Source organism: uncultured Thioclava sp., from assembly GCF_913064665.1.
Lineage (GTDB): Bacteria > Pseudomonadota > Alphaproteobacteria > Rhodobacterales > Rhodobacteraceae > Thioclava > Thioclava arctica.
In genome coordinates this window covers 91,986-117,618 of sequence record NZ_CAJYBT010000007.1, presented here as the reverse complement: position 1 = coordinate 117,618, position 25,633 = coordinate 91,986, and the positions used below count along the sequence as shown (strand labels likewise).

At 62.6% G+C, this 25,633-nt stretch carries 26 protein-coding genes and 1 riboswitch; of the genes, 17 read left to right on the top strand and 9 right to left on the bottom strand.

Translation table 11 applies throughout. From position 1 onward, the window contains the following. Positions 1–175 precede the first annotated feature (175 nt). Positions 176–982, top strand: coding sequence for a 5-deoxy-glucuronate isomerase (iolB, locus tag QZ571_RS04730; protein ID WP_295532438.1), 807 nt, complete (start codon positions 176–178; stop codon positions 980–982). Positions 983–1,216: 234 nt separating this feature from the next. After that, positions 1,217–1,690, top strand: a complete 474-nt coding sequence (locus QZ571_RS04725) for an Lrp/AsnC family transcriptional regulator (protein ID WP_295532436.1) — start codon at positions 1,217–1,219, stop codon at positions 1,688–1,690. Between the two features lie 22 nt (positions 1,691–1,712). On the opposite strand, the gene QZ571_RS04720 is transcribed toward QZ571_RS04725, so the two are convergent. Continuing rightward, positions 1,713–3,437, bottom strand: a complete 1,725-nt coding sequence (locus QZ571_RS04720) for an aminotransferase class V-fold PLP-dependent enzyme (RefSeq protein WP_295532434.1) — start codon at positions 3,435–3,437, stop codon at positions 1,713–1,715. Between the two features lie 331 nt (positions 3,438–3,768). Here QZ571_RS04720 and QZ571_RS18490 point away from each other — a divergent pair, with 331 nt between their 5' ends. Then, positions 3,769–4,230, top strand: coding sequence for a hypothetical protein (locus tag QZ571_RS18490; RefSeq protein ID WP_366929938.1), 462 nt, complete (start codon positions 3,769–3,771; stop codon positions 4,228–4,230). 17 nt (positions 4,231–4,247) lie between these two features. Here QZ571_RS18490 and QZ571_RS04710 read toward each other — a convergent pair whose 3' ends face one another. The 4 genes from QZ571_RS04710 to QZ571_RS04695 all read right to left on the bottom strand — a co-directional run bounded on the left by QZ571_RS04710 (position 4,248) and on the right by QZ571_RS04695 (position 7,919). Then, positions 4,248–5,528 (bottom strand): TRAP transporter large permease, encoded by a 1,281-nt coding sequence (locus QZ571_RS04710; RefSeq protein ID WP_295532432.1) that lies wholly within the window; start codon positions 5,526–5,528, stop codon positions 4,248–4,250. A gap of 3 nt (positions 5,529–5,531) precedes the next feature. Then, on the bottom strand, positions 5,532–6,035 hold the full coding sequence (locus QZ571_RS04705) for a TRAP transporter small permease (RefSeq protein WP_295532429.1): 504 nt from the start codon (positions 6,033–6,035) through the stop codon (positions 5,532–5,534). Positions 6,036–6,137: 102 nt separating this feature from the next. After that, positions 6,138–7,151 carry a C4-dicarboxylate TRAP transporter substrate-binding protein gene (locus QZ571_RS04700; protein ID WP_295532426.1) on the bottom strand — a complete coding sequence of 338 codons (1,014 nt, stop codon included), beginning with the start codon at positions 7,149–7,151 and terminating at the stop codon, positions 6,138–6,140. A gap of 36 nt (positions 7,152–7,187) precedes the next feature. Next, on the bottom strand, positions 7,188–7,919 hold the full coding sequence (locus tag QZ571_RS04695; protein ID WP_295532425.1) for a GntR family transcriptional regulator: 732 nt from the start codon (positions 7,917–7,919) through the stop codon (positions 7,188–7,190). A gap of 123 nt (positions 7,920–8,042) precedes the next feature. Between QZ571_RS04695 and uxuA the strand changes: the two genes are divergently transcribed. From uxuA to QZ571_RS04675, 4 genes are all read left to right on the top strand, one after another. Continuing rightward, a complete protein-coding gene (gene uxuA / locus QZ571_RS04690) occupies positions 8,043–9,275 on the top strand; it encodes a mannonate dehydratase (protein WP_295532423.1) in 1,233 nt (410 codons plus the stop codon). Between the two features lie 276 nt (positions 9,276–9,551). After that, positions 9,552–10,499, top strand: a complete 948-nt coding sequence (locus QZ571_RS04685) for a J domain-containing protein (protein ID WP_295532421.1) — start codon at positions 9,552–9,554, stop codon at positions 10,497–10,499. Continuing rightward, positions 10,496–10,849 carry a hypothetical protein gene (locus tag QZ571_RS04680; RefSeq protein ID WP_295532419.1) on the top strand — a complete coding sequence of 118 codons (354 nt, stop codon included), beginning with the start codon at positions 10,496–10,498 and terminating at the stop codon, positions 10,847–10,849. Before QZ571_RS04685 ends, QZ571_RS04680 begins: the two co-directional genes overlap by 4 nt. A gap of 55 nt (positions 10,850–10,904) precedes the next feature. Further along, positions 10,905–11,642 carry an endonuclease/exonuclease/phosphatase family protein gene (locus QZ571_RS04675; protein WP_295532417.1) on the top strand — a complete coding sequence of 246 codons (738 nt, stop codon included), beginning with the start codon at positions 10,905–10,907 and terminating at the stop codon, positions 11,640–11,642. On the opposite strand, the gene QZ571_RS04670 is transcribed toward QZ571_RS04675, so the two are convergent. Then, positions 11,631–12,194, bottom strand: coding sequence for a cytochrome b (locus QZ571_RS04670; RefSeq protein WP_295532415.1), 564 nt, complete (start codon positions 12,192–12,194; stop codon positions 11,631–11,633). The genes QZ571_RS04675 and QZ571_RS04670 overlap by 12 nt on opposite strands. 117 nt (positions 12,195–12,311) lie before the next feature. Here QZ571_RS04670 and QZ571_RS04665 point away from each other — a divergent pair, with 117 nt between their 5' ends. The 7 genes from QZ571_RS04665 to QZ571_RS04635 all read left to right on the top strand — a co-directional run bounded on the left by QZ571_RS04665 (position 12,312) and on the right by QZ571_RS04635 (position 20,074). Continuing rightward, positions 12,312–13,088 carry a CDP-alcohol phosphatidyltransferase family protein gene (locus QZ571_RS04665; protein ID WP_295532413.1) on the top strand — a complete coding sequence of 259 codons (777 nt, stop codon included), beginning with the start codon at positions 12,312–12,314 and terminating at the stop codon, positions 13,086–13,088. Further along, positions 13,085–14,704, top strand: coding sequence for a sulfatase-like hydrolase/transferase (locus QZ571_RS04660; protein WP_295532411.1), 1,620 nt, complete (start codon positions 13,085–13,087; stop codon positions 14,702–14,704). The genes QZ571_RS04665 and QZ571_RS04660 overlap by 4 nt, the downstream gene beginning before the upstream one ends. After that, on the top strand, positions 14,701–15,561 hold the full coding sequence (locus QZ571_RS04655) for a lysylphosphatidylglycerol synthase transmembrane domain-containing protein (RefSeq protein WP_295532409.1): 861 nt from the start codon (positions 14,701–14,703) through the stop codon (positions 15,559–15,561). The genes QZ571_RS04660 and QZ571_RS04655 overlap by 4 nt, the downstream gene beginning before the upstream one ends. A 61-nt stretch (positions 15,562–15,622) precedes the next feature. After that, entirely contained in the window at positions 15,623–16,615 is a 993-nt protein-coding gene (locus QZ571_RS04650; RefSeq protein ID WP_295532407.1) for an ABC transporter substrate-binding protein, read from the top strand. Continuing rightward, positions 16,605–17,399, top strand: a complete 795-nt coding sequence (locus tag QZ571_RS04645) for an ABC transporter ATP-binding protein (RefSeq protein WP_295532405.1) — start codon at positions 16,605–16,607, stop codon at positions 17,397–17,399. The genes QZ571_RS04650 and QZ571_RS04645 overlap by 11 nt, the downstream gene beginning before the upstream one ends. Further along, positions 17,396–18,979, top strand: a complete 1,584-nt coding sequence (locus tag QZ571_RS04640; RefSeq protein WP_295532403.1) for an ABC transporter permease — start codon at positions 17,396–17,398, stop codon at positions 18,977–18,979. Before QZ571_RS04645 ends, QZ571_RS04640 begins: the two co-directional genes overlap by 4 nt. Before the next feature lie 21 nt (positions 18,980–19,000). After that, positions 19,001–20,074: a glycosyltransferase family 4 protein gene (locus QZ571_RS04635; RefSeq protein ID WP_295532401.1), complete on the top strand. Its 1,074-nt coding sequence runs from the start codon at positions 19,001–19,003 to the stop codon at positions 20,072–20,074. Here the strand turns inward: QZ571_RS04635 and QZ571_RS04630 are convergent, their stop codons facing one another. After that, on the bottom strand, positions 20,075–20,539 hold the full coding sequence (locus tag QZ571_RS04630) for a 6,7-dimethyl-8-ribityllumazine synthase (RefSeq protein WP_295532399.1): 465 nt from the start codon (positions 20,537–20,539) through the stop codon (positions 20,075–20,077). A gap of 67 nt (positions 20,540–20,606) precedes the next feature. Then, positions 20,607–20,735, bottom strand: a riboswitch (FMN riboswitch). 76 nt (positions 20,736–20,811) lie between these two features. Then, entirely contained in the window at positions 20,812–21,255 is a 444-nt protein-coding gene (gene aroQ / locus QZ571_RS04625; protein ID WP_295532397.1) for a type II 3-dehydroquinate dehydratase, read from the bottom strand. 207 nt (positions 21,256–21,462) lie between these two features. Between aroQ and QZ571_RS04620 the strand changes: the two genes are divergently transcribed. Further along, on the top strand, positions 21,463–22,299 hold the full coding sequence (locus QZ571_RS04620) for a bifunctional allantoicase/(S)-ureidoglycine aminohydrolase (RefSeq protein ID WP_295532395.1): 837 nt from the start codon (positions 21,463–21,465) through the stop codon (positions 22,297–22,299). A 6-nt stretch (positions 22,300–22,305) separates the two neighbouring features. On the opposite strand, the gene QZ571_RS04615 is transcribed toward QZ571_RS04620, so the two are convergent. Further along, complete coding sequence (locus QZ571_RS04615) at positions 22,306–22,800, bottom strand: ureidoglycolate lyase (protein WP_295532393.1); 495 nt, start codon at positions 22,798–22,800, stop codon at positions 22,306–22,308. A 183-nt stretch (positions 22,801–22,983) separates the two neighbouring features. Between QZ571_RS04615 and ctaA the strand changes: the two genes are divergently transcribed. Continuing rightward, a complete protein-coding gene (gene ctaA, locus QZ571_RS04610) occupies positions 22,984–24,138 on the top strand; it encodes a heme A synthase (protein ID WP_295532390.1) in 1,155 nt (384 codons plus the stop codon). Further along, positions 24,135–25,604 carry a carboxypeptidase M32 gene (locus QZ571_RS04605; RefSeq protein ID WP_295532388.1) on the top strand — a complete coding sequence of 490 codons (1,470 nt, stop codon included), beginning with the start codon at positions 24,135–24,137 and terminating at the stop codon, positions 25,602–25,604. The genes ctaA and QZ571_RS04605 overlap by 4 nt, the downstream gene beginning before the upstream one ends. Positions 25,605–25,633: the final 29 nt, after the last annotated feature.

Below are 25,633 nucleotides of genomic sequence, written 5' to 3'. Positions count from 1 at the left end.
CTTATTTGGGCAGCGAGCCGAAATCGACCGTCGTGATCACCCCTGTTCGCCCTTGTCGTGGACAGCGGTGTTAGAGGCAAAATCATCTACCCGCCACGCCCCAAGGTTTGAGCGATCCGAGCCGCGCGTGTCGCCGCCTTTTGCGCAAAGTTCGGACCGCTGGAAGGAGAAGACGATGCCAGATCTGCTACGCAAACCCTTTGGGCGCCATGGTAAGGTGCATGACATCACCGCCGCCACTGCGGGTTGGCGCTATGTCGGATTTTCGCTTTATCGGTTGCGCGCAGGCGATCATGTGGGCGAACAAACCGGCCCGAATGAGGTGATCCTTGTCATGATCGAGGGCAAGGCCACGATCACCGCAGCGGGGCAGGATTGGGGCAGTCTGGGCGACAGGATGGACGTTTTCGAAAAAACGCCCCCTCATTGCCTGTATGTGCCCAATGACGCGCAATGGGCCGCCGTCGCCCAAAGCGATTGCACGATTGCGGTCTGTGCCGCCCCGGGGCATGGCGGGCATCAGGCACGCCGGATCGGCCCCGATGGGATCACCCTGACCGAGCGCGGCAAAGGCAGCAATACGCGCTATATCAACAACATTGCCATGGAGGGCGAGGACTACTGCGACAGCCTGCTGGTGACCGAAGTGTTCACCCCGCCCGGTCACTGGTCGAGCTATCCCTCGCATCGTCATGACGAAGATGATTTCCCCCGCATCACCTATCTCGAAGAGACCTATTACCACCGCCTGAACCCCGCCCAAGGCTTTGGGATTCAACGCGTTTATACCGAAGATGGCACATTGGATGAGACCATGGCGGTGTCAGATGGCGATGTGGTTCTGGTGCCCCGTGGGCACCACCCATGCGGTGCGCCCTACGGGTTCGAGATGTATTACCTCAACGTGATGGCCGGACCGCGTCGCAACTGGCGTTTTGTCGCACATCCCGCAATGGAATGGATCATCGCGCGCGACACCTGAACCCGCTATGTGCATTCCACAGAGAACCAAGACCTTTGATCTTTCCCCCTTCGCTGAAATGTCGGGGCGGCTGGGGGCATCACACGGGCAAGCCTGTGACAGACGGAATTTTCTCCATATCGGGCCTTATGCGCAAAACCTTGCTCTGAAATTCAGATCGCATAGACTCAGATTTAACGCCAAGCCCGTTTCACACGCAGTCAGCGCCACGCAGCCCGCCCGCAAGGAGACATGATGAGCGAGAGCGATTATGATGAAGTCGATCAAAAAATCCTCGCGATTTTGCAGGTTGATAGCGACCTGCCCATCGCGGCCATCGCAGAGCGTGTCGGGCTCAGCGCCACCCCGGTCTGGCGGCGCATCAAACGAATGGAAAGCTCGGGACTGATCCGTGCGCGCGTCGCCGTGGTCGATCAGAAACTGGCCAATGTGCCGATGACGATCTTTATCGGCGTCACCGCGCCACGCCACGCGATGGAATGGTTCAAGAAGTTCCGCGCCCTGATCGAGGACGTCCCCGAAGTGGTCGAGGCCTATCGCCTGACCGGGGCCACCGACTACATCATGAAGGTCGTGGTGCCCGACATTGCCGCCTATGACATGGTGTACCAACGCCTGATTGAGGAGTTGGAATTTACGACCGTGAACTCCTCGATTTCGATGGAAGAGCTGAAATTCACCACGGCGGTGCCGACCAAATATCTCTGATCGCCACTGCGGGACGGCTTTCTCAGGCTTTCGCGCGCTGCGCGTCCGCAACCGCGCGCGACGCGGGTGAGGCGGCTGGCTGCGCCCCTACATCCTGCGGCATCCAGAAATCGCGCAAAGCCTCGCAGTCAGGGTCAAAAACGGCGGCGCGGCCAAGATCGGGCAGCGCGCGCGCATCAGCCAATTCCTGGGCGAGGTCATAGTAGCGCGCGAGGTCATGCAGCTTTCGCGCCTCTGGCCGCTCAGGTTGCGCCCAGAACGCGCCCAAACTTGCCGACACCGTGCCACCACCCGCACGATGGCGCCAGATGCCGTTAACGGTGTCGACCTCGTAATCACACAAAAACCGCGCGCCATTTTCAGCGATGAACAGGATCGCCTGCGTCAGATAATCGGCGGTCTCGGCATCGAAAAAGTAGTTATATCCCAGACGCACCCAGCCGGGCCGCATCAGGCTATGCCCCCGCGCAATCGCGCCTTCATAAGCGCGCGAGGTCTGCGCGGAAATGCCCAGCAAATCATGACCATAAGGCCCCGCGCAGGAACATCCCCCCCGCGCCTGAATGCCAAACAGATCGTTGAGCAGCGCCACAACAAATCCGTAATGCAGGCGACGTCCGTTGGCGGTGATATTGAAGGAGAGAACGCCAATACGCTCATGATCAAGCGGGCCCAATACCTCGACGCCCGGTGCCTGCTCCAATTGCTGCAACGCCGCGCTGACAAGGGCGTGTTCGCGTCGTTCGATCTCGGGCGCGCCCACCGCCTGTTTCAGCGCCATCACGGCACCGGCGCGGATATCTCCGATGATCCCGGGCGTGCCCGCCTCTTCGCGCCGCTCAAGATCGCGCACATAGCTGTGGTGATCGGCGGTGACATAGCTGACCGTGCCGCCCCCAGTGACGCCCGGGCGCGCCGTGGTGAACAGCGATTTTTCCGCCACCAGAACCCCCGAGGCCCCCGGCCCGCCGATGAACTTGTGCGAAGAGTAAACGATCGCGTCGATGCGGGCCTGCGGATCATCGCCGTCCAGGTGAAGGCGCATGTTGATATAGGGCGCCGCAGCGGCGAAATCACACACGAACCGCGCGCCATGCTGATGCAAAAGCCGCGCCACGGCACTCAGATCCGTGCGAATACCCGTCACGTTCGAGGCTGCCGAAAACGCCCCGATCTTAAGGCCGGGGCCGGGATGCGCGCCAAGACGCGCGCTCAGATGCTCCAGATCAATTTGACCCGTCGCGGTCAGGCCGATCCGCTCGATCACCGCGCCGGATTCGCGCCATGGCAGATCATTGGAGTGGTGCTCGTAAGGGCCGACAAACACGACCGGAGCCTGCCCAGCACGCACCAGCGCCTCGATGCCCATCCCGCGCACCAGCCGGTCAATCGCCGCCGTCGCGCCAGTGCCGGTGAAGATCACCGCATGCTGCGGCCCTGCCCCAAGCGCCTTGGCGATGATCTGGCGCGCCTCTTCGCGCAGCGCCGTCGTTTCGCGCCCCGTCACCGAGGTCTCGGTGTGGGTGTTGCCATAGAGCGGCAAGACCGTTTGCGCGATGGCCTCTTCGAGAAAGCCAAGCGCGCGCCCCGAGGCGATGAAATCGGCATAGACCAGCGGGCGCGCGCCATAAGGGCCGGGTATCGCGGTGCGCTCGCCGATGACGCTGTCGCGAATGCGCGCGATCAGGGCCTCGGTGCCTAGGTCTGCCGCTGCGCTATGCTTTGAATGTGCCAAACCGGGCGTCATCGCCAGTCTTTCCTCGCATCCTGTTGAGGATACTTTTGGCACAAATTTTCAATATATCGCAATCAGCGACTATAACTTCATTAAAAATAGCAAAATGAATCTATTTCTTTGCAAGCGACTGACAGGTTTTAGAGATATTTTCCCCCAAACCTGCAAGCGCAGGAAATTCGTTTTACGATCGACCACCCGCGCACCCGGCGCAAACAGGCCAAGCTACGATCAATCCAACCTTCCGATCACTGCGTAACGCTTTCACAAAGGCGTTGCAGTCTGCGCGCCGATTGAGGAACCCAGATGATCCCCCAGTCGCGCCCCGCCCAAGGCGAGCATCATGAGCCATTACTGGCGTGTCAGCTTGCTTGCGCTCCCCCTCGCCTCGGCCGGGATGCCGATTTACATCCATGTGCCGAATTTCGCGGTGATCGGGCTGGTGATCGGCGTGGTCATTGGGGCGGGTGCGCCCACGGTGCTTGCGCTGATCTGGCCGGCGCGCGCGGGATATTCCGCCTTTGGCTGGATGGTGGGGCTTGCGATTGCGGGCTTTGTCGGCGCGGCCGCCCTGCCCCAAGGGGCTGCGCTGGGATTTGGCGTGATCTGCGTGGTGTCCGGCTTTGCGCTGGGTGCAGATATGGTGATCCTGTCGGCCCTGTTCGCAAGCAGCCTTGCGCGCGCGGGGTTGCAGGCCGGTCAAGCCTTTGGGATCTGGAGCTTTGCCTCCAAGAGCGCACTGAAGATACTCGCCATCGCGACGGTGATAACGATGCCACGCCCGGTCTTTGCCGCGCCCTCATAACGCCCCCAGTCGCGTCTCTAGCCAAACATCAGATTGGGCAGGAACAGCGTGAGTTGGGGAACGAACAGCAGCAACAAGAGCAGTAAAAAGATAGCCAGAAAGAACGGCAGGGACTCGCGGATATACTCTTCCAGCGGGGTGTCGAGGATGCTGCACACCGTATACATCGCCACCCCAACCGGCGGCGTCATCGAGCCCAGCGTGACGATGGTCATCATCAAGATGCCGAAATGCACCGGGTCCACCCCCGCCTTTTCGATCACGGGCACGAAGATCGGGGTCAGCAGCAACACAAGGATCGTGCTTTCGAAAAACAGGCCCGCAAGAAACAGGCTGATCAGGATCACCGCCACAATGGCGCGCGGGTCCGACAGGTTGGAGAGCAAGGCTTGGGCGATATCTTGAGGCGCTTGCAAAAAGATGATCGCAAACCCGATCATCCCGCTCATCAGAATGATCAGCATGATCAGACCGATATCGGTGATCGCATCGGAAAAGGCAGTGGTGATGCGCGCCAGTGTCAACTCGCGATGGGCAAACCGGCCCACAAGGATCGAATAGACGACCGCAAAGGCGCCGACCTCGGAGGGGGTGAAAATACCGCCCCGGATCGAGACGATCAGCAAGACCGGAAACAACAGTGCCCATTTCGCCTGCCACGCAGCGCGGCCCAGCTCAGAGGGGGTGGGACGGCGGCTGTCGGCCACAACATAGTTGCGCCGCTTGGCCACGATCCACGCCGCGACCATCAAAAAGACCATCATCAACAGCCCCGGCACGATCCCGGCCATGAACAGCCGCCCGATCGAAACCTGCCCGACATAGCCATACAGGATCAACCCGATCGAGGGCGGGATCGTCGCCGTGATCAGTGAAGACAGCGCAATCACGCTTGACGCGTAGCCCTTGGAATAGCCGTGCTTGATCATTTGCGGGCCCAGAATGCGCGCCTCCATCGCCGCATCCGCAACCGCCGAGCCCGACACCCCGCCCATCAGCGTCGACAAGATGATCGAGACCTGCGCCAGCCCGCCCGCCATCCAGGCCACCGCGACATGGGAGAACTTGAACAGCCGCCCCGTGATCCCGCTTTCATTCATCAAATGCCCCGCCAGCACAAAAAACGGCACCGCGAGTAGCGGAAAACTTTGCGAAACGGTGGCGATCTTTTGCACCCCGATGGAGATCGGCATCACATCGGAGGTCAGGAAAAACGTAAACCCCGAGATGCCAATGGCAAAGGCAACCGGCGCGCCCAAAAACAGCAAGACGAAAAAGACGATGGCGATCAGGATCATGGCTTAGATCTCCGGGGTTGAGGGAGCGCCGGTGAACACCCGCGCAGCCCCCGGGCCTCGGTTGCGCCATGCCGAAATCAGATTGCCCGTCATCGCCGCGATCAGCAGCAACGAGCCCGCAGGCACCGCAATCGTCACCCACGCATAAGACAGCCCGGAGTCGCCGAATTTGCGCTGCAGGTTCATCATCGTCAGGCCATAGCCCTCAACCGTGAGGATCAGCAAAAAGACGCAGAACACAACGTATAGCGCGCTTTCCAGCCACAGCCGCGCGCGCTCGGGCAGCAGGCGCACAACGAAATCAACGCCCAGATGCACCCGCTTGCGCATCGCGCGCGCCGCCCCCACGAAACACAGCCAGATGAACAGAAGCTGGGCCAGATCGACCGACCAAATCAACGGATGATCGAAAAAGCGCATCACCGCCGCGACAAAGACAAGAAGCGTGATGATGCTGAGCAAAGCGATGCCAGCCACCAGCTCCGCGCGCTCAAGTATCCGTGCCATATCGCTCTCCTGGGTTGGGGGGGCGCTGCGTAACCGGCGCAGGGCGCACGCAGCGCAGGTTGGCCGCATTGCGGGCGCGCCGGGACGCACCCGCGCCTTGGCCTAGCTGTTTGCCATCGCCTGCAATGTGTCGCGCAGATCGCCATAGCCCAGATCGTCATAGACGGGCGCGGTCGCCTCTTTGAACGGGGTGGTGTCGATATCGCGCACCGAAAGCCCCTTATCCTTCAGCGATTGCTCGATCGAGGCAAGGGAATCGCGTGTTCCGTATGAGGCAATATCGCCCGCCTTGAGCGTCTCATCACGCAGGATCGTCTTGAGATCGGGGGCAAGCGTGTCAAACCACGGCCCCGAGGTGACAATTCCGGTGATCAGATTGATATGGCCGGTCTTGGTGATATGGCTGATCACCTCGTAAAGCTTGGCCCCCTCGATTGCGGGGAACTGCGCTTCGGCCCCGTCGATGACATGGCTGGACAGCGCCGAATAGACCTCGCCCCAAGGCATCGGCGTGGGGGTGGCGCCCATTGCAGCAATCGTCTTGGTCCAAACTGGCGCGCCGGGGGTACGCATACGCACGCCTTTTAGATCGGCGGGCACATTGACCTCTTCTTGGGTAAGCACATGGCGCAGCCCCTGCCACCAGTTGAACGACAGCACTTGCAGTTGCGCGCCATCATGCAGCTTGCCCACCCAATCCTCAAACATCGGCGAGGTGACAACCTTGCGAATGCCGTCATAGCCGGGCGCAAGATAGGGCGCACCCAGCACGCCGAATTCCTTTTGATACAGCGCCAGCCGCCCGCCATCGACGACCACCGCCACCGGAGCCCCGGCGCGCGCCTGTTCCAGCACGTCCTCATCCGGGCCAAGCTGGGAATTGGGGAAAAGCTTGATCGTCAAGCGCCCATCCGAGGCCTTGGCGACATTGGCCTGCAGCGCCTCGAGCCCCTTATAAAGCGGATCGCTGGTGGCCAATGCGGTGTTGATGGACAGCGATTGCTCTGCCGCCATGGCGCGTCCGGCGAAAGACATCGCCCCCGCCGCTGTCGTCGCCGCCGCCACGCCCATCATCCCCTGAAGCGCCTGTCGGCGGTTCATTGCGGTCTTAAACATTTGGTCTCCTCCCATTTGTTTAGTCTGTCTTGGTCGTTATTTGCCCTGCGGTGCCCCACGTTTCTGGGGCCCACCTTGCGGCGCGTCAAAAAAGGCCGGCTTCTCAGCCACAACTTCGGGCAGATCTGTCAGAATGGCGCGCAGGTGATGGCGGATCGCCGCCTCGGCCTGCACCGGGTCGCCCTGCATGATCGCGCTCAACACCACCCCGTGCTGGGCCACCAGCTTCGCCATTGGAAAACGCTGCGTGCTGAGATGGCGCACCCGGTCCATCTGCGATTTGACGCTTTCCACCACCGCCCAGGCGTGGCTTTTGCCCGCCGCCTCGGCCAGCGTCTTGTGAAAGCGCTCATCCAGTTCGATAAAGCCGAGATGGTCCTGCTTGGCGGCGCATTTTTCCTGTGCCGTGATTAAACGCCCCAAAGCACGCCCCAGCGCAGGATCGGGCTTCGCCGCCAAAAGCTTGACGATATCGGCCTCGATTGCCTCGCGCACAAAGCGCGCATCCATCACCTCAGAAACGACGATACGGCGCACGAATGTGCCGCGCTGCGGACGCACCTCCACCAGCCCCTCTTCGGCAAGCTTGATGAAGGCCTCGCGCACCGGTTGGCGGCTGACCTCATAGCTTGCGGCAATCTCAGCTTCGGAAATTCGGGTGCCCGGTTCCAACTCGCCGCGAATGATGCGCTGGCGCAAAAGGCGAAACACCTGCGGTGAGACGGCTGCGGCAAGATCAAGCATGACGCGGGGTAGCTGTGCACTCATGGCGAGCCTCCTCTGGGTGGCAAATTTATACCATACTGCCATACTAGTCAACTACAGCAAAAGCTGCTAAAAAGGCCAAAGTCCCGGACCGAACCACCCGGAAATCCTGCGCGGGAGGACACGATGAGGCAAACATGGCGCTGGTTTGGACCGCACGATTCGGTGTCGCTCAGGGATATGTTGCAAGCCGGTGTTGAGGGCGTGGTCAGCGCGCTGCATCATGTGCCCACCGGCGCGATCTGGACCCCGCAAGAGATCGCGCAGCGCCAAAGCGAGATCGCGCAACTGCCCTCTGGCGCGCCCTCGGGGCTGGCTTGGGAGGTGGTGGAAAGTCTGCCCGTTACGGAAGAAATCAAGCGCCAGGACGGCGATTGGCGCGCCCATATAGCCGCCTATACGCGCAGCCTTGAAAACATCGCGCACGCCGGGATCAAGGTGGTGTGTTACAATTTCATGCCCGTGCTGGACTGGACGCGCACCGATCTGCACTGGCCGCGCCCGGACGGGGCCACCTGCATGCGCTTTGATCTGGTGGCGTTTGCCGCGTTCGATCTGTTTATCCTGCAACGCCCCGGCGCGCGCGACGATTGCCCCGCCGAGATTGCGGATCTGGCCACGGCTCGGTTCGCGCAGATGGATAAGGGCGCGCGCGCAGCCCTTGCGCGCAACGTGGTTTTTGGGCTGCCCGGCGCGGCGCAACAGGTCACGCTCAGCGATGTGCGCCAGCATCTTGCTGCCTATGACGCGATCCCGGCGCAGTGTCTGCGCGCGCATTTCATCGACTTCCTGAGCGAGGTCGTTCCGGTCGCAGAACGCTTGGGTCTACGGCTGTGCTGCCATCCAGACGACCCACCCTTTGATCTGCTGGGCCTGCCCCGGATCATGTCATGCGAGCAAGATTTCACCATGATCACGACAGAGGTGGACAGCCCCGCCAACGGGATCACGCTGTGCACCGGCTCGCTGGGCGCGCGCAGCGACGTCGATCTGACGGGCATGATGGAGCGGCTGGGGCCCAAGGTGCATTTCCTGCATCTGCGCAATGTCAAACGCGAGGGCACGCGCTGGCCCGGCTCATTTTATGAATCGCGCCATCTGGAAGGTGATGTGGATATGGTTGCGGTGATGGATGCGGCCTTGCGCGAAGAGGCGCGGCGCAAAGCCGAGGGGCGCGCGGATTGCTCGATCCCGATGCGCCCCGATCATGGTCAGGATATCCTAGACGATCTAAGCCGTGCCGCCCAACCCGGCTATCCCGCGATCGGGCGGCTCAAGGGACTGGCGGAGTTGCGCGGTATCCTCACGGCGCTGTCACATCCCACGATCCGCGCGCCATCGACCCAATTCTGGCCTTGACGGCATGCGATGACGGGCGCGAAGGTGGGCCGTGCTGGTTCGGACCTGTCGCTCCCGCGCGTTCAGGCCCCACGTTCAGGCCCCGCGTTCACGGGACGTGATCTGGATCAGCGCGCGCAGCCCTGATCAAGGCTAGGCTTGCCCAAGCACTTGGCATCTTTAGCAAAGGAGCCCCTCCATGCGCCCCGTTATGCCCCTCTGCCCCCTGCCCGACCCCGGCACGCCGCGCGTCAGGCTTGCGCCCGCGCGCGTCATGTTCTGCGGGGACTTGCAGTAATGGCACAGAGCACAGACAACACCGCCCACCTTGATCCTTATGAGGCACTTGGGCTGAGCAAAACCGCGACGCAGGCAGAGATCAAGAAAGCCTATCGCAAGCTGGTGCGCACAAGCCATCCCGACATCAACCCCGATGACGCGGGCGCCGAGGCCCGGTTCGTGCAAATCTCAGCGGCCTATGATCTGCTTAAAGACCCCGACACACGGGCGCGCTTTGATGCGGGGGAAATCGACGCTTCGGGGCAGGAAAAACCGCAGCGGCAGTATTATCGCGACTATGCTCAAAACCAACGCTCGACGCGCGATAGCGCAGGGTTTGAGGGCATGGACCCCGACGACATCTTCGCCCAGATGTTTCGCCAGCGCAGCGGCGGCGCGCAGCAAGGCCATGGGTTTTCGGCGCGCGGGCGCGATGTTGGCTACACGCTGGAAGTGCCGTTTCTGGATGCAGCGCGCGGCGGCTCTGCCCATATCAGCCTGCCCGGCGAAGGTCAGATTGATCTGAAAATCCCGGTCGGCTTGCGCGATGGCCAGACGCTGCGTTTGCGAGGCAAGGGCGGTGAGGGCTTTGGCGGTGGCCCGCGTGGGGATGCGCAGGTCAAGATCCACATCCAGCCCCACCCGCTGTTTCGCCGCGAGGACGACACGATCCTTTTGACCCTGCCGATCACCTTGGATGAGGCCATTCTGGGTGCAAAAGTCACGGTGCCTACGATCCACGGCGATGTGGCCCTGACGATCCCGAAAGGGTCAAGCAGCGGCAAGGTGTTGCGCCTGCGCGGGCGCGGTGTTGAGCGCAAGGGTCAGGCGGGCGATCAGCTTGTCGAGCTGCGTATCGTGCTGCCCAAGACGGTGGACGACAAGCTGGCGGCCTGCATTGAGGAATGGGCGAAAACCAACACCGAAAACCCGCGCGAGGCGATGCTGAAAGGAGTGCCGAGATGATGCAGGTATTCACCGTAACCGAGACGATTTCGCGTGTCACCCGGCTGACGCAAACCCGCCTGAGCGCCTATATCGAAGCCGAGGCCGTCACGCCCGCCCCTAGCCCCACTGGCCCGCTGTTTGACACGGGCGATCTGGCGCGGCTGGACCTGCTATGCGAGCTGGATGAACTCTATGACATGGGCCCCGAGGCTTTGGCGGTGCTGATCTCGGTGCTGGACCAGCTACACGCGGCGCGACGGGATCGCTCGGCTTTGCTGGAGGCGATCGGCAAGGAACCCCCCGAGGTGCGCGCCCGGATTGCCGCCACGCTGACGCAGGCGCAAAGTGACCCCGAGGGCGAACAATAGAGCGCCCTTTTGCGCAAACGCGAAAGGTTGGCGTGTTGAACCGGAAAGCGTGGTGATGGCGCCCCTAAGCGCAGTTGAGTGCGTCACATGGAATGTGCATCGCGGGCGCGGTGGCGATGGTCGGGTCGATCCGGGTCGGGTGCTGGATGTTCTGGGTCGCGAGGTCTGCGCCCATCAGCCCCATATCCTTGCGCTGCAAGAGGCCGATGGCGAAACCCCGCCCCATGCCGGTATTTTCGATCTCGCGCGGATCACGGCGCAAACTGGTCTGGTCTATGCCCATGACACCCCCGCCTTGCGCTGGGGCGATCAAAGCCACGGCTTTTTGGGCGCGATCCTGTTCGTGCATCCCTCTTTGCGCATTGTGGGTGCGGATGTGATCGACCTGCCGGGGCATTGTCATCGCGGCGCGGTCTCGTTGGAGCTGCGCAACGGGGCACAACCGCTGCGCATCATCACGGCGCATCTGTCGCTGAGCCAGATTTTGCGCATCGCGCAGATGCGCACCCTGGGCCAATATCTGCGCCGCCGCCCGGTGATGCGCACGATCTTGCTGGGTGATCTGAACGAATGGCGCCCTTGGGGCGGGTTGGCGTTTTCACGCGCGATTATCGGCACCCGGCTGGGGGGGCCGGTGCGGGCGAGCTTTCCCGTCAACCGCCCCTTGCTGCCGCTTGACCGCATCCTGAGCGACCGCCCCGAGCAAATCCGCGATCTGCGCGTGCTGGATGGGCCGGGCATTCGCGCCGCGTCGGATCATCGTCCGCTTGCAGGGCGAGTTCTACTTGACTGAGCGGCGCGGTACCATCCGCGCCATTACCCCATCGCGCAGCCACAGCGCATGAAACAGCGCCGCCCCGATATGCAGGCCAATCAGCACCACCAGCGCCAGACGGGTGATCGCATGGGTGGTTTTCGCGACCGTCTCCAACCCCGGATTGCGGCCCATCAGATCGGGCACCCCAAGCGCGTCGAGCCCTTCAATCGGAAAGCCCCCCGCCATCACACGCAGATAGCCCGACACGACCATCACAAAGACCAGCAGATACAACAGGGCATGGGTGATGCCCGCAATCCGGGCCTGCAAGGGCGCAACCGAAGGCGGCAAGGGCGGCGGCGGATAGCGCAGCCGAAAGCCCAACCGCACCAGCATCAGCAGGCCAATCACCACCCCCGCATTCTTGTGAAACAAGAACAGCGCGTCTTGCAGCCCGCGCGGCAGCCCCTTGACAATCATGATCTGACCCGCCGGGATCATCAGCAAAATCAGCGCCGCGATCAACCAATGCAACAGTCGCGCCGTGGGACGATAGGCAGGGCTGTCGAAAGTATCCTTGGGTGGCATCTTTTTGCTCCTCCCATGAGAATTCGCGACAAAATGCAGCAAGAGGACATAAAGTCATCCCAATCTGACCCGATCACGTTTACTTGACAATCCTAAAGGCGCAATAGCTTCCCTCTCATGACAACTCCCCTGACCTCACCTGATCGCATGACGCGTTTGATGCAGCCCTTGGGCGCGACCTCGCCCTCGGGGGCATGGATGCGGCTGCTTTGGCTGGCGCTGCCGCTAGGCGTGCTTTGCGCCGCTCTGGCTGCGCGTCTGGCGCCGAGCGGGGCAGCGGTGTCGGTAGGGCTGTTTGTGGCGGTGACCGCCCTCGCCGCCGCCCTGATGCGTCGGCGCTATGCCCATCCGCGTCTTGGCCTGTGCAACACGGTGACGCTGACGCGCGCGGCGCTGGCCTGCGCGCTGGTGGCACCTCTGGCGGGGGGCGGTTTTGCGACCACACACAGCGCGATCGACGCGCGCTGGCTGAGTGTGATCATCGCGACAATCGCGCTTGCGATGGATGGGCTGGATGGCTGGTTGGCGCGGCGCAGCGGGCTGTCTTCGGCGTTTGGCGCACGCTTTGACATGGAGGTAGACGCCGCCCTTGGGCTGATCCTGTCGCTGCTGGTGGTGGCCTCTGGCACGCTTGGAATCTGGGTGCTCGCATTGGGCACCATGCGCTACGCCTATGTTTTGGCCGGGCTTTTCCTGCCATGGCTAAACGCCCCCCTCCCCGAGCGGTTTCGCCGCAAGGCGCTCTGCGTGGTGCAGATCGGCGCGTTGATCATGCTCTTGATCCCCGGCCTTGGCGCGCTGGGCGCAACCCTGATCGCAACAAGTGCCACGCTGGCCCTTGCGGGATCTTTTGGCGCTGACATCCTTTGGCTGGCGCGGAGACGGCGGACATGAGCATTGCGCGTCGCGCCGCCTGTCTGCTCGGGGCCGCCTTGATCCTTGATCTCATGCTGGTCTTGCCAAACCAATCGCGCGGCTTGGTTGTGGCAACGGCGTTGCGCCTGCCGCTGGAACTGCCGGTGATCTTGCTGGTTTTGGCAGCGCTACCCCGGGACGCGAGGATCAGCTACGTCCTTCGCGTGGTTTTGGTGGCCGTGTTGGTGGCGTTGGTCGCGCTGAAACTGGCCGATATTGGCACGTTCACAGCCTTTGCCCGCCCCTTCAACCCGGCGGTCGATCTGTTCATGATTGAGGCAGGCACCCGATTTGGCATCAGCACGATTGGCCTGCCCTTGGTGATTTTGGCCGCTCTGGGCGGCGCGCTGGCGCTGGCGGGGCTGATCTGGACGCTGTGGTGGGCTAGCGGGCAGTGGCTTGGCCTTGCGAGCGGGCCCGTTGCGCGCAGCCTGACGGGAGTGGCCGCAGCTTTGGGCGTGCTGGTGATTGGCGCGCAGCAAAGCAATTCTCTGCCGCTACGCCTGCCGTGGTATGCGGGCACGACCCATCTTGCCAGCGCGCATCTGCGCAGCTTCACCCAGACCTTGGCCGATCTCAAACGCTTTCGCGCCGCCGCCGCAAACGATCCCTTCGCCGGGTCGGCAGGGCTGTTTGACCGCCTGCAAGGGCGCGATGTGCTGATCGTGTTTATCGAAAGCTATGGGCGCGCGAGCTTCGACAACCCGCTTTATGCGCCCACCCATGTCGCGACACTTGAAAACGCCGCGCCCAAGCTGGCGCAGGCGGGGCTGGCGATGCGCTCGGGCTGGCTGACCTCGCCCACCGAGGGCGGGCAAAGCTGGCTGGCCCATTCCACCTTGGAATCCGGCCTGACGATTTCGGATCAAACCCGCTATCGCGCGCTACTGGCCAGCCCCCGCCGCACGCTGTTTGATCTTGCCGCCGCCTCGGGGCTGCGCACCGCCGCCGTGATGCCGGGCATCACGCTAAGCTGGCCCGAAGGCCCGATGCAGGGCTTTCAAACCATCCTTGAAGCGGCGGATCTGGGCTATCAGGGTCAGCCGTTCAATTTCGTCACCATGCCCGATCAATATACGCTGTCGGCCTTTGATCGGCTGGTGGCGCGCGAGCCGCAGGCGGGGCCGCTATTTGCGCAGATCGTGCTGCTGTCCTCGCACGCGCCTTGGGTGCCAGTGCCCGAAATGATCGCTTGGGATCAGGTCGGTGACGGGCGCGTCTTTGATCGCTGGGCCCTGTCGGGCGATCCGCCCAAAGTGGTCTGGCGAGACCGCGACAGGGTGCGCGATCAATACCGCCAAGCGATCGATTATTCGCTGCAGGCGATCTTGTCTTACGCCGGGCGGCACGCCAACAAGCCGCCATTAATGGTGGTTCTGGGCGATCATCAGCCCACCCCCTTCGTGGCCCAGATCGACAGCAAAGACGTGCCCGTACATCTGATCGGCCCGCCCGATCTGATTGCGGATTTCGACGCTTGGAGTTGGACGCCGGGGCTGGTGCCCGATGCCCAAACCCCGGTCTGGCCGATGCGCGATTTCCGCGACCGGTTCATCAATGCGCTCACCAGTTTGCCGATCAAGGTGGCGCAATGATCGGGCTCGCCCTGCGTGTGGGGGCTGCGCTGGTGCTGCTGGCGCTGGCCTGGCATTTCGCCAATGGGGACGCAGCGCTAGAGCGCTTGGCGCAGGCCGATTGGCGCTGGCTCGGCGCGGCGGTGTTGGCGGTGAACCTGCAAACGGTGCTCTCGGCGCTGCGCTGGCGTTTGACCGCCAGAGCGTTGGGACAGCGGATTGATCGGGTGCAGGCGGTGGGCGAATATTACCTCGCCCAATTGGTCAATCAAACCGTGCCGGGCGGCGTCTTGGGCGATGCAGGCCGCGCCGTGCGCGCGCGCCATTCGGCCGATCTGCTGCGATCTGGCCAAGCCGTGGTGATTGAACGGCTGGCGGGGCAAATCGCGCTTGCGGCGGTATTGCTGCCAGCACTGGCGCTGACGGGACATGGGCTGTGGGCGCTGGGGCTTTTGGCGCTGGGCCTTGGTCTGGTCGTGGGGACGCGCGCGCTGCCAAGGTTGCGTGCCTTGCTCACGCCCCTGCGCCGCGCCCTTGCGGGGCGGGATGTGCGCAACCGACAAATCGCGCTTGGCTTTGCCATCGTGGTCGCGAACTTGGCGAGCTTTGCCTTTTGCGCCTATGCCAGCGGCACCGCGCTGCCGCTTGCGGCGATCCTCACCTTGGTGCCGCTGATCTTATCGGCGATGTTGGTGCCCCTCAGCATCGCGGGTTGGGGCTGGCGCGAAGGGGCTGCGGCGGCGCTGTTTCCCCTCGCCGGAGCCACCCCCGAGGCCGGTCTCGCCGCCAGCGCGGCGTTTGGCGCGGTCTTGCTGCTGTCCTCTGTGCCGGGCCTGTTCTGGCTGGCATGGCAACACCAAAGGATACGCACCGCTTAAGCCCGAGACGTTGTCGCACAGCACCGTCACCTTATATCGAAACGCAAAGACAGGAAACGACATGACACATCATAGCTTTTCACGGCGCGGATTTCTGGCAGCAGGCGCGGGCGGCGTTTTGGCCGCCACGATGGGCGCACGCCCGGCCCTTGCAGCGACCGACGTCGCCTTGCAACTGTCCTGGCTGCCCTCGGTGCAGTTTGGCGGCAGTTATATCGCGCAATCGCGCGGCTATTGGCGCGATCTGGGTCTGAATGTCGCGCTTAACCCCGGCGGACCAAACGCCCCGGTAGAGCCCCCCGTTGTGGCAGGCAGCGCCTTGATGGGCATTTCGGCCGCTGATTATACCGCCGCCGCTGTGGCCCAAGGCGCGCCCTTTCGCATCATTGCCGTCGCGATGCAGAAAAACCCCTTCGCCATCGCCTCGCTGCCCGCCAAGCCGGTTAATGTGCCCAAGGATCTTGAGGGCAAGAAGATCGGCATGGCGCTGGCCAATACGCCTGTTTTGAAGGCGCTGTGCAGCCTCAACGATGTCGATTTTGACGCGATCGAGATCGTTCCGACGCAATATGACGCCGCCCCCTTGCTGGCCGGTCAGGTCGATTGCCTGCTGTGCTGGGAGACCGATCTGCCCGTGGCGATGATCATGCGCGGGCTCAAACCCATAACGATGCTGATGGCCGATTACGGTTATGCGGTGCAATCGCAAACCTATATCGCGACCGACGATAGCATTGCCAACCGACGCGCTGATCTGATTGCATTGCTGCGCGGCGAAATCCACGGCTGGAGCGACTACCTTGCCGATCCCGCCGCCGCCGCCGCGCTGACGGTGAAAATGTTCCCCGATGCGGGCCTTGATCTGAAAACGCAAGAACTGCAAGCCGCGCGCCAAGTGCCGCTGATGTTTTCACCGGTGACCGAGGCTCATGGCTTTGGCTGGTTCACCGATGACAGCATCGCCGCCAATATCAAGACCTTGGCGCTGCTGGGTCAGGATGTCAGCCCCGATCTTTGGGACCGCTCGCTGCTTGAAGAGATCCATGCCAGCTGAGTCCCCGCCCCCGATCCAGTGTCGCGATCTGTCGCGCAGCTTTGGTCACGGGCCGGCGCGTGTGGACGCGCTTGAGCCGTTCAATCTGAACTTTGCGGCCGGTCAGACCACCGCGATTGTCGGTCCCTCGGGCTGTGGCAAATCCACGTTGCTGCGCCTGATCGCGGGGCTGGATACGCCGAGCACCGGCTCGGTGCGGATCGGTGGCGAAACCCCGTTGCAGATGCGCCAACGTGCTGCCCTGTCGGTGGCGTTTCAGGATGCGGCCTTGTTGCCATGGCGCAGCGTGCGCGGCAATATCGCGCTGGCGCGCAAGCTGGCGCATTTACCCCCCGATCCGGGCGGCGTAGATCGGCTGATCGCGTTGGTCGGTCTGGCCGGATTTGAAGAGCGCCGCCCCGCTGATCTCTCGGGCGGGATGCGCCAACGCGCCGCGATTGCGCGCTGTCTGGCGACCGATCCGCGCCTGTTGCTGCTGGATGAACCCTTTGGCGCGGTCGATGAGTTGACGCGCGCGCGCCTGAACCGCGAGTTGCCCGCGCTGTGGCAGGGGCATGGCGTCACGACCTTGCTGGTGACCCATTCGGTCTCTGAGGCCGTGTTGCTGTCGGACCGCGTCATCGTGCTGTCGCCGCGCCCGGCGCGAGTCGTGGCCGATATCGCGATTGATCTTGCGCGCCCACGAAATCCGGGCGCTGAGGCGGATGCGCTGATCGCCGCTGTGACCGAGGCGCTTGCCCAAAGCGCTCCGCCACGCCCCGAACCCTGCGTGAGCGCGCGATGACAATCGCGCTGCATCCGTTGCGCCAACGCAGCAGCGATCGGCTTTGGTTGGTGCTGGGTGTGCTTGTCGCGCTGCTCATCTGGGAGCTGTTGGCGCGCGCCTTTGCCCATACCTACCTGATCGCGAGCCCGGTCGAAATTGCGCGCTATCTTTGGGCCAATGCCGGGCTGGTTGCGCGTGCGGCGGGTATCACGGGGCTTACGGCTGCGATTGGGTTTGTGTTGGGCAATGCGGTTGCGATTGCGCTGGCTGCACTGGCGGTGCTGGTGCCGGGTCTGGCGCGGATGATCTCGGCGCTCGCCTTGGTGGTGTTTTGTCTGCCGCTGGTGGCGACCGGACCGATCTTGCGCGTCCTTTGGGGGCCCGGTCTGGGACCGCAAATCACGCTCGCGGCGCTGGCGGTGTATTTCACCACCTTTTTGCCGCTGATGGTGGGACTACGCGCGGCCCCGCCCAGCTGGTTTGATCTGGTGCGCAGCTATGGGCGCGGACGGCTGACCGCCCTGATTGAGGTGCGCGCCATGGCCTCGCTGCCCTATCTGTTTGCGGGGCTGCAAATCGCGGCCCCCGCGGCAATCCTTGGCGCAATGTTCGGCGAGTTCACCGGCGCCGAGCGCGGCATGGGCGTGCTGACATTGCGCGCGATGCGCAGCCTTGATGTTGCGGGCACCTGGGCACTGGCGAGCACGGCGGCGACGATTTCGATGCTGGCCTATGCGGGGCTGGGGCGGTTGGGACAAGCGCTCAACACCGGGCCGCCTCCGCTGATCCTTGCGCCGCTTCTTGAAGGTGGACGGCGCAAGGGATGGCGCGTGCTGGCGCATCCGATCCTTGTCGTTCTTGTCCTGATCGCGCTTTGGTGGCTGTCGATGGAGAGCGCCGGGCTCAGCCAATTTTTCGCCAAGCGGCCCGGCGATGTCTGGGCCTTTCTGATCACCGCCCCCGAGGCCGCTGCCCATCGCGCCACGCTTGGCTCGGCGTTGCTGGAAACGCTTGTGTTGGCGCTGCCGGGCTATCTTTTGGGCTTGGCGTTGGGGGTCGGGCTGGCGATGGCGATGGTACTGGCACCGCGGCTGGCGCGCGCCGTGATGCCCATCGCGATTGCCCTGCGCGCCATTCCGATCGTGATCACCGCGCCGCTGATTGTTATCGCCCTTGGGCGCGGCGCAACAGGCACCATTACAATCGTCGCCCTGATGATCTTTTTTCCCAGCCTAATCGCATGTTATCAAGGGCTTGCACGCACGCCGCGCCAAGTGCTGGAGCTGTTTGACAGCTACGCCGCCAGCCCATTGCGGCGCATGGCCAGCGCGCAATTCCCCGCCATGCTCCCTGCCTTTTTCGCCGCTGCGCGCATGGCCGTGCCCGCCGCAATTCTGGCCGCGACAACGGCGGAATGGCTGGCGACAGGGCGCGGGATTGGCGGGTTGATGGCACTTACCGCCTCGACCTCGGGCTACGGAATGCTGTGGAGCGCGGTGGTCGTGCTGGCGGGCGTTGCGGTGGCGGGCTATGTCGGCATTGCGCAGATCGAACGCGCGGTGCTGCGCATTTATGGCGCCGAGCAACTGACGCGCTAAAAGACCAAACTGGAGCCTGACATGACCCCTGCCGCCTTTGCCATTCCCGGTGACATCGCGCAACTGACGGGCGGTTTTTTGTATGAGCGCCACCTTCTCGAGGCGCTGCGCCGTGCCGGGCGCGCGGTGACTCATGTGCAACTGCCCGCCGGGTTTCCCGATGCCAGCGCGGAGGAAGCCGCCGAAGCGCGGGGAATTCTGACCGCCCTGCCCGCACAGACACCGGTGATTTTGGACGGGTTGGTTTTTGGCTCTATCGAGCCCACGACGCTGAAAGCGATGCGCGCGCCGATCATAGCGATGCTGCACCATCCTTTGGGGCTGGAAACGGGGCTATCTGCCGTACGCGCGCGTCATTTGCTGGCGCGCGAGGCCGAAAACCTCACTCTCGCTGCCCATGTCGTCGTGCCGAGCCCGCATACCGCGCAGATCCTGCAAACCGAGTTCGGTGTGGACCCCTCGCGCATCTCCATCGCCTTGCCGGGATTTGAACGCCCTGCTGCAATCGCGACACCGCGCCGCCGCCCGCCACTGATCTTGTCGGTCGGGCTGCTGGCCGCGCGCAAGGGTCATGACGTGCTGTTGCAAGCGCTGGCGCAGATCACCGATCTGGACTGGCAGGCCGAGATCGTGGGCAAGGCGCATGACCCCGCGATTGCATCAGCCCTATCTGCGCAACGCGACGCGCTGGGTCTGGACGAGCGCGTGCGGTTTAGCGGAGTTTTGGCGCGCCCCGATCTGGATCAGCGCTATCGCGCGGCGCATATCTTCGCGCTCGCCACGCGATATGAGGGCTATGGCATGGTGTTTGGCGAGGCGATGCTGCATGGACTGCCCATCGTCACCTGTCACACCGGCGCGGTTCCCGACACGGTGCCCGAAGGTGCGGGATTGCTGGTGCCAACGGATTCTCCCGAAGCCTTCGCGCAAGCGCTGCGCAGCGTGCTGAGTGACCCGGCCCAACATCGCGCGATGTCACACGCATCCGCAGCCGCCGGGGCGCGCTTGCCCACATGGGACGACACCGCTGCGGTGATGGGGCGCGTGTTGGATACGGTGGGCGCCGAGCATGAAGATCGACGCCCAAGCTATTGATCAGGAAACCGAAACGGCAGGCTCGGCTACAGTCTTGATCTGACACAGTTGCAAAGCCGCCTGCGCCGCTTCGCGCCCCTTTTCCACGAAATGCGCGTGAAAGAAGGCATGGTGTTGCCCCGTGGGTTGGTAGTGATGCGGCGTGAGCGAAACCGACAGCACCGGTACCTCGGTTTTCAACTGCACCTCCATCAAGCCAGTCACCACGGCTTGGGCGACAAATTCATGGCGATAGATGCCGCCATCCACCACCAGCGCCGCCGCAATAATCGCATCATATTTTCCCGAGCGCGCCAGTGTTTGCGCCAGCAGCGGCATCTCGAACGCACCGGGCACGTCAAAAACGTCCACCTCTGCCTTTGGTGCCGTCTCGGCCAGGGTTTCGGTAAATCCGGCAAGCGATTGATCCACGATATCACCATGCCAACGGGCCTTGATGAACGCGAATTTTGGGGATTTTGTCATAGCTCCAGATCCTTTCCAACATGACAAGATCCCAGAGCGTGAGAAACGCCCGGCCAAGGCCGTTCGCTCCCGTTCTCTACCATCCGGACTATACCGTCGGCCCCGGAATTCCACCGGATCTGCTGACCCATCCACCGGATGGCGCTCGCGGGCTTTTACCGCCGGTCGGGAATTGCACCCCGCCCTGAGAACGCCTTTGCGATACCCAAGGCGCGCTGTGCTGTCAAATGTGATTGGGGAGACGCGGGGACAGGCCAAGGCTGCCACCGGTGTCAGACGTCTTTGAGCAGCGATATTACGCGCTGTGTCGCGAGCGCATAGCCCTCGATCCCAAAACCCACGAGCACCCCATCAGCGCGCAGGCTGACATAGGAGTGATGGCGAAACGCCTCGCGCTTGTGCACGTTGGAGATATGGCACTCAAACACCGGCCCCTCAAAGGTGTTGAGCGCATCCAAAATCGCCACCGAGGTATGCGTGTACGCGCCCGGATTGATCACGATGGCGCAGGCGTTTTCGCGCGCGGCGTGGATCTGATCGACGATCTCGCCCTCGTGGTTGGACTGAAACAGCGCAATCTCAAAGCCCGCAGGCGTGGCCACGTCGGTGCAGATGCGCGTGACATCCGCAAGCGTGTCCGAGCCGTAAATCTCGGGTTCGCGCTTGCCCAGCAGGTTCAAATTCGGCCCGTTGAGCACATAGATGGTCTTTGACATAAGGCTTCTCCGCTTGCGCCGCGCCCCAAGGATCAGGCGCGCCTTGCCCACGTCTTTACCCTAACCCAAGGATAAACACAGCAAAAGATGGATCAGCGTGGCGATGGGCGTGAAACTCTGTCGTGGCGCGGGCGCGTGATTTATGATTGGAATTGGGCAAGCAACAGGCGTGCCAAGGCCTGCACAAACGCAACTCAAAGGCGGATCATGAGTAAAAATTCCTATTACGCGCCGACGGGCGGGCTGCCGCCGCAGACGCAAATTTCGACCGATCGCGCGATGTTCACGCAGGCCTATGCGGTCATTCCCAAAGGCACATTCAGCGATATTGTCACCAGCTTTCTGCCGTTCTGGGAAGCGACGCGGTTCTGGGTTCTCTCGCGCCCTCTTTCGGGGTTTGCCGAGACCTTCTCGCAATACATTGCCGAAGTGCAGCCGGGTGGTGGCTCGGATCGGCCTGAAACCGATGCGTCTGCCGAGGCGGTGCTGTTTGTCGTCTCGGGCGAGATCACGCTGACCATCGCAGGCAAGCCGCATGTGATGGGTCCGGGGGGCTATGCCTATTTGCCGCCGGGGTGTGAATGGACCTTGCACAACCGCGCCAGCGAACCCGCGCGCTTCCACTGGATCCGCAAGGCCTATGAGGTCGTCGAGGGGTTGGATGTGCCCGAGGCTTTCGTGACCAACGAAAACGACGTGCCCCCGACCCCGATGCCGGGAACCGAGGGCGCATGGGCCACCTCGCGCTTTGTCGATATGGCCGATATGCGCCATGACATGCATGTCACCATCGTCACCTTGCAGCCGGGTGCGGTGATCCCGTTTGCGGAAACCCATGTGATGGAGCATGGGCTTTATGTGCTTGAGGGCAAAGGGGTTTATCGGCTTAATCAGGATTGGGTCGAGGTCGAAGCAGGCGATTACATGTGGCTGCGCGCGTTCTGCCCGCAGGCGTGTTATGCGGGCGGACCGGGACCGTTTCGCTATCTGCTTTATAAGGACGTGAACCGGCATATGCGCTTTTCAGGTGGGTTTGCGCGCTAGGGCCTCTTAGTCGGGAACGGTTTCGATCACATAAGGGGTGGCCAGCCAGTGTTCCTCAAGGTTGGCCCCCGCCCCGATCCGGTCGATCACGGCGTAAAGCCCCGGAGCCTCAAACGGCGCGAGCACGCCATGCCAGACGCCGCGATGCAGGTTCACGGCTTGCCCCGGCTGCGTCAGGAAGGCCCTGATATTGCTGGGCGCGCCGTCCTTGTCCTCGGCCACGATCACCAGAAACCGGGTTTGCGTCATCGGGATAAACGCCTGACTGCCCGCGGGGTGACGTTCAAGCAGATCGACGACATAGGGCAGATGGCGGGCCTTGGCGTCAAACAGGCTGATCCCGGCATGCCCGTCTGAGAAATCGAGGCTCGCACGGTCGTGATAGCGCCCGCACATCCCGGCATTGATGATCTTGTCGGGCGCGCCGCTGATCTCGATCACGTCACCAAACAGCGCGAAATCTTTGCTATTCAAAGGACTTACATCAAGAAGTTGAGACATTTCGAGGATCCTTTTTGTCGCCCTTTGATGAGGTGTCAGTCTGATCGGAGCGTTCCGCCGTCTTGGTTTCACACGCATCCCATGATCGTGCAAGCGCGCCAAACTTGCCAGTAGCCCGCCTGCCCCTTGCCCCTGCGGCGGGTGCGGCCTAATTTGCGCCCAAACGACAAGCCCGGAGACCCCATGAGCCAGAAACGCAGCATTTTCGAGGAGGTCGGCGCGCAAGATGCCTCGACACGCAGCGAACCCAAGGGCGGGATGATCGACGCCAAACCCAAGGGTGCGCGCCGCGCGATCCGCGTCTGGCTGTTCATCATGTTCGCGCTGGTGGTGGCGATGATCGGCGTGGGCGGGGCGACGCGACTGACCGATAGCGGGCTGTCGATCACGCAATGGAAGCCGATCTCGGGGGCGATCCCGCCGATGCATCTGGCCGATTGGCAGGCGGAATTCACCAATTACAAGCAAAGCCCACAGTTCCAATACATGAACCCCGATATGACCCTGTCGCAGTTCAAGGGCATTTTCTGGTGGGAATGGGGGCATCGTCAGCTTGGGCGGATCATTGGCCTCGTCTGGTTTGCGGGCTTCATGTTCTTCTGGCTGACCAAGAAAATCCCGCAAGGCTGGTGGGGGCGGCTGTTCAGTCTTGGGATATTGGGCGGTATGCAGGGTGCGATTGGCTGGTGGATGGTGTCGTCGGGGCTGGTCGGACGGATGACCTCGGTGGCGTCCTATCGGCTGGCGACGCATCTGGGGCTCGCTTTTATCATCCTTGGCCTGATCGCGTGGTTCGCCTTTCAACTTGGGCGACCCCAAGCGCAACTGCTGCAAGCACGCCGCCTTGCCGAGCCGCGTTTAACGGGGCTTGGCACGGTGCTGATCGTGCTGGTCTTCCTCCAGATCATTCTGGGCGCGCTGACTGCGGGCATCGACGCCGGGCTGGCCTTTCCGACATGGCCCTCGATGAATGGCGAGTTCCTACCCTCGGAAAGTTTTGACTACACGCCGCTTTGGACGAATTTCTTTGAAAACCCCGCGCTGGTGCAATTCAACCACCGCATGATGGGCTATCTGGTCGTTCTGCTGGGCCTGTTCGCGGCATGGCGCGCGCGCAGCTCGGCCCATGTAGCCACGCGTCAGGCATTCGCGCTGATGGCGGCGATGATCGTGTTCCAGATGGTGTTGGGGATATCCACAGCGCTGGAACTGGTGCATTACTGGTGGCTGGGCCTGATCCATCAATTGGGCGCCGTTGTTACTTGGGTGCTGGTGATCCGCGCACGTCATAACGCGCGCTTCCCCCTCATCCGATCCATTCGGGAGGGACGAGCATGAGCGCGTTTGACGAACTCGCCGCGCATCAGCGCGAAACCGAGGCGCTAGGCAATATTTCGGGGCTTTTGGGCTGGGACCAAGAGGTGATGATGCCGCGCGGTGCGAGCGATCAGCGCGCCGAGGAAATGGCCGCGATTGAGAGCGTGCTGCACGCCCGGCGCACCGATCCGCGTATCGAGGACTGGCTGGTGCGCGCTGAGGCGACGGATGCAGCCCAATCCCGCATGCTTGATCTGATCGCGCGCAGTTACAATCGCTCTACCCGTATCCCTGCGCGGCTGGCGACGGAACTGGCCCGCCTCACCTCGCTGAGCCAAGGGATCTGGGCGCAAGCGCGCGCGGATGAAGATGCCAGCGCCTTCCTGCCCACGCTCGACGAGGTCGTGCGGCTGAAACGAGAAGAAGCGGCCTGTGTCTCAGATGGCGATCTGTATGACGCACTACTGGATGATTACGAACCCGGTGCAAGCGCCAAAGAACTGGGCGCGATGTTTGACCGGATGCGCGCCCCGCTGGTGGCATTGCGCGATCGGGTGCTCGGCTCTGAGGTCTCACCGCAGCCGCTGAACATGGTCTTCCCCGAAAACGCCCAGCTTCGCTTGGCGCGCATTTGCGCCAGCGCTTTTGGCTATGACTGGACGCGCGGACGGCTTGATATGTCGGTGCATCCGTTCTCATCTGGCGGAGGCGATGACGCGCGCATCACCACGCGAATTTCCGAAAGCGAGCCCTTCGGAAATATCTACTCCACGATCCACGAAACCGGCCACGCCACCTATGAACAGGCGATCGACCCGGCCTATCGCTTCACCCCGCTTGGGCATGGCGTGTCGATGGGCGTGCATGAAAGTCAGTCGCGCATTTGCGAGAACCAGTTGGGTCGCTCGAGCCCGTTCACCGGCTGGCTGTATACCCGCATGATTGAGGCGTTTGGCGATCTGGGTCTGGCGGGTCCCGAGGCGTTCCATGCGCTCGTGAACCGCGTCGAGATGGGTTTCATCCGCACCGAAAGCGATGAGCTGAACTACAACCTGCATATCATGCTGCGCTTCGATCTTGAGCGCGACCTGATCGCGGGCAAATTTGAAGTCGCCGATCTCGAAGAGGCGTGGAATACCCGCTTCAAGCACGATTTTGGCGTGAGCGTCGCCAAGCCTTCGCAAGGGTTTTTGCAAGATGTGCATTGGTCGCTGGGTCTGTTTGGCTATTTTCCGACCTATGCGTTGGGCAATGTCTATGCGGGCTGTCTCGATCAGGCAATGCGCGCCGCGGTGCCCGATCTCGATGCTGGGTTGGCCAAGGGCGATGCCAGCGCGGCCAAAGGGTGGCTGGATCAGAACCTGCGCCAATTCGGCGGGTTGCGCCCGCCGCGTGACACCATCGAGCACGCCTGCGGTTTTGCGCCCAATGAAAAACCCCTGCTCGACTATCTGAGCCAGAAATTCGAAGCTATCTATCGGCTTTGAGTTTAACCGCGAAAGGGACGCGACCCAGC

Coding starts and splice junctions, on each gene's coding strand:
- QZ571_RS04695 (WP_295532425.1), bottom strand. CDS start 7,919: ATGAGTGCACAGCTACCCCGCGTCATGCTTGATCTTGCCGCAGCCGTC.
- QZ571_RS04685 (WP_295532421.1), top strand. CDS start 9,552: ATGGCACAGAGCACAGACAACACCGCCCACCTTGATCCTTATGAGGCA.
- QZ571_RS04710 (WP_295532432.1), bottom strand. CDS start 5,528: ATGATCCTGATCGCCATCGTCTTTTTCGTCTTGCTGTTTTTGGGCGCG.
- QZ571_RS04655 (WP_295532409.1), top strand. CDS start 14,701: ATGATCGGGCTCGCCCTGCGTGTGGGGGCTGCGCTGGTGCTGCTGGCG.
- QZ571_RS04675 (WP_295532417.1), top strand. CDS start 10,905: ATGGCGCCCCTAAGCGCAGTTGAGTGCGTCACATGGAATGTGCATCGC.
- QZ571_RS04680 (WP_295532419.1), top strand. CDS start 10,496: ATGATGCAGGTATTCACCGTAACCGAGACGATTTCGCGTGTCACCCGG.
- QZ571_RS04650 (WP_295532407.1), top strand. CDS start 15,623: ATGACACATCATAGCTTTTCACGGCGCGGATTTCTGGCAGCAGGCGCG.
- QZ571_RS04725 (WP_295532436.1), top strand. CDS start 1,217: ATGAGCGAGAGCGATTATGATGAAGTCGATCAAAAAATCCTCGCGATT.
- iolB (WP_295532438.1), top strand. CDS start 176: ATGCCAGATCTGCTACGCAAACCCTTTGGGCGCCATGGTAAGGTGCAT.
- QZ571_RS04605 (WP_295532388.1), top strand. CDS start 24,135: ATGAGCGCGTTTGACGAACTCGCCGCGCATCAGCGCGAAACCGAGGCG.
- QZ571_RS04700 (WP_295532426.1), bottom strand. CDS start 7,151: ATGTTTAAGACCGCAATGAACCGCCGACAGGCGCTTCAGGGGATGATG.
- QZ571_RS04705 (WP_295532429.1), bottom strand. CDS start 6,035: ATGGCACGGATACTTGAGCGCGCGGAGCTGGTGGCTGGCATCGCTTTG.
- QZ571_RS04645 (WP_295532405.1), top strand. CDS start 16,605: ATGCCAGCTGAGTCCCCGCCCCCGATCCAGTGTCGCGATCTGTCGCGC.
- QZ571_RS04665 (WP_295532413.1), top strand. CDS start 12,312: ATGACAACTCCCCTGACCTCACCTGATCGCATGACGCGTTTGATGCAG.
- QZ571_RS04635 (WP_295532401.1), top strand. CDS start 19,001: ATGACCCCTGCCGCCTTTGCCATTCCCGGTGACATCGCGCAACTGACG.
- QZ571_RS04630 (WP_295532399.1), bottom strand. CDS start 20,539: ATGACAAAATCCCCAAAATTCGCGTTCATCAAGGCCCGTTGGCATGGT.
- QZ571_RS04640 (WP_295532403.1), top strand. CDS start 17,396: ATGACAATCGCGCTGCATCCGTTGCGCCAACGCAGCAGCGATCGGCTT.
- QZ571_RS04670 (WP_295532415.1), bottom strand. CDS start 12,194: ATGCCACCCAAGGATACTTTCGACAGCCCTGCCTATCGTCCCACGGCG.
- QZ571_RS04720 (WP_295532434.1), bottom strand. CDS start 3,437: ATGACGCCCGGTTTGGCACATTCAAAGCATAGCGCAGCGGCAGACCTA.
- QZ571_RS04620 (WP_295532395.1), top strand. CDS start 21,463: ATGAGTAAAAATTCCTATTACGCGCCGACGGGCGGGCTGCCGCCGCAG.
- uxuA (WP_295532423.1), top strand. CDS start 8,043: ATGAGGCAAACATGGCGCTGGTTTGGACCGCACGATTCGGTGTCGCTC.
- QZ571_RS18490 (WP_366929938.1), top strand. CDS start 3,769: ATGAGCCATTACTGGCGTGTCAGCTTGCTTGCGCTCCCCCTCGCCTCG.
- QZ571_RS04615 (WP_295532393.1), bottom strand. CDS start 22,800: ATGTCTCAACTTCTTGATGTAAGTCCTTTGAATAGCAAAGATTTCGCG.
- aroQ (WP_295532397.1), bottom strand. CDS start 21,255: ATGTCAAAGACCATCTATGTGCTCAACGGGCCGAATTTGAACCTGCTG.
- ctaA (WP_295532390.1), top strand. CDS start 22,984: ATGAGCCAGAAACGCAGCATTTTCGAGGAGGTCGGCGCGCAAGATGCC.
- QZ571_RS04660 (WP_295532411.1), top strand. CDS start 13,085: ATGAGCATTGCGCGTCGCGCCGCCTGTCTGCTCGGGGCCGCCTTGATC.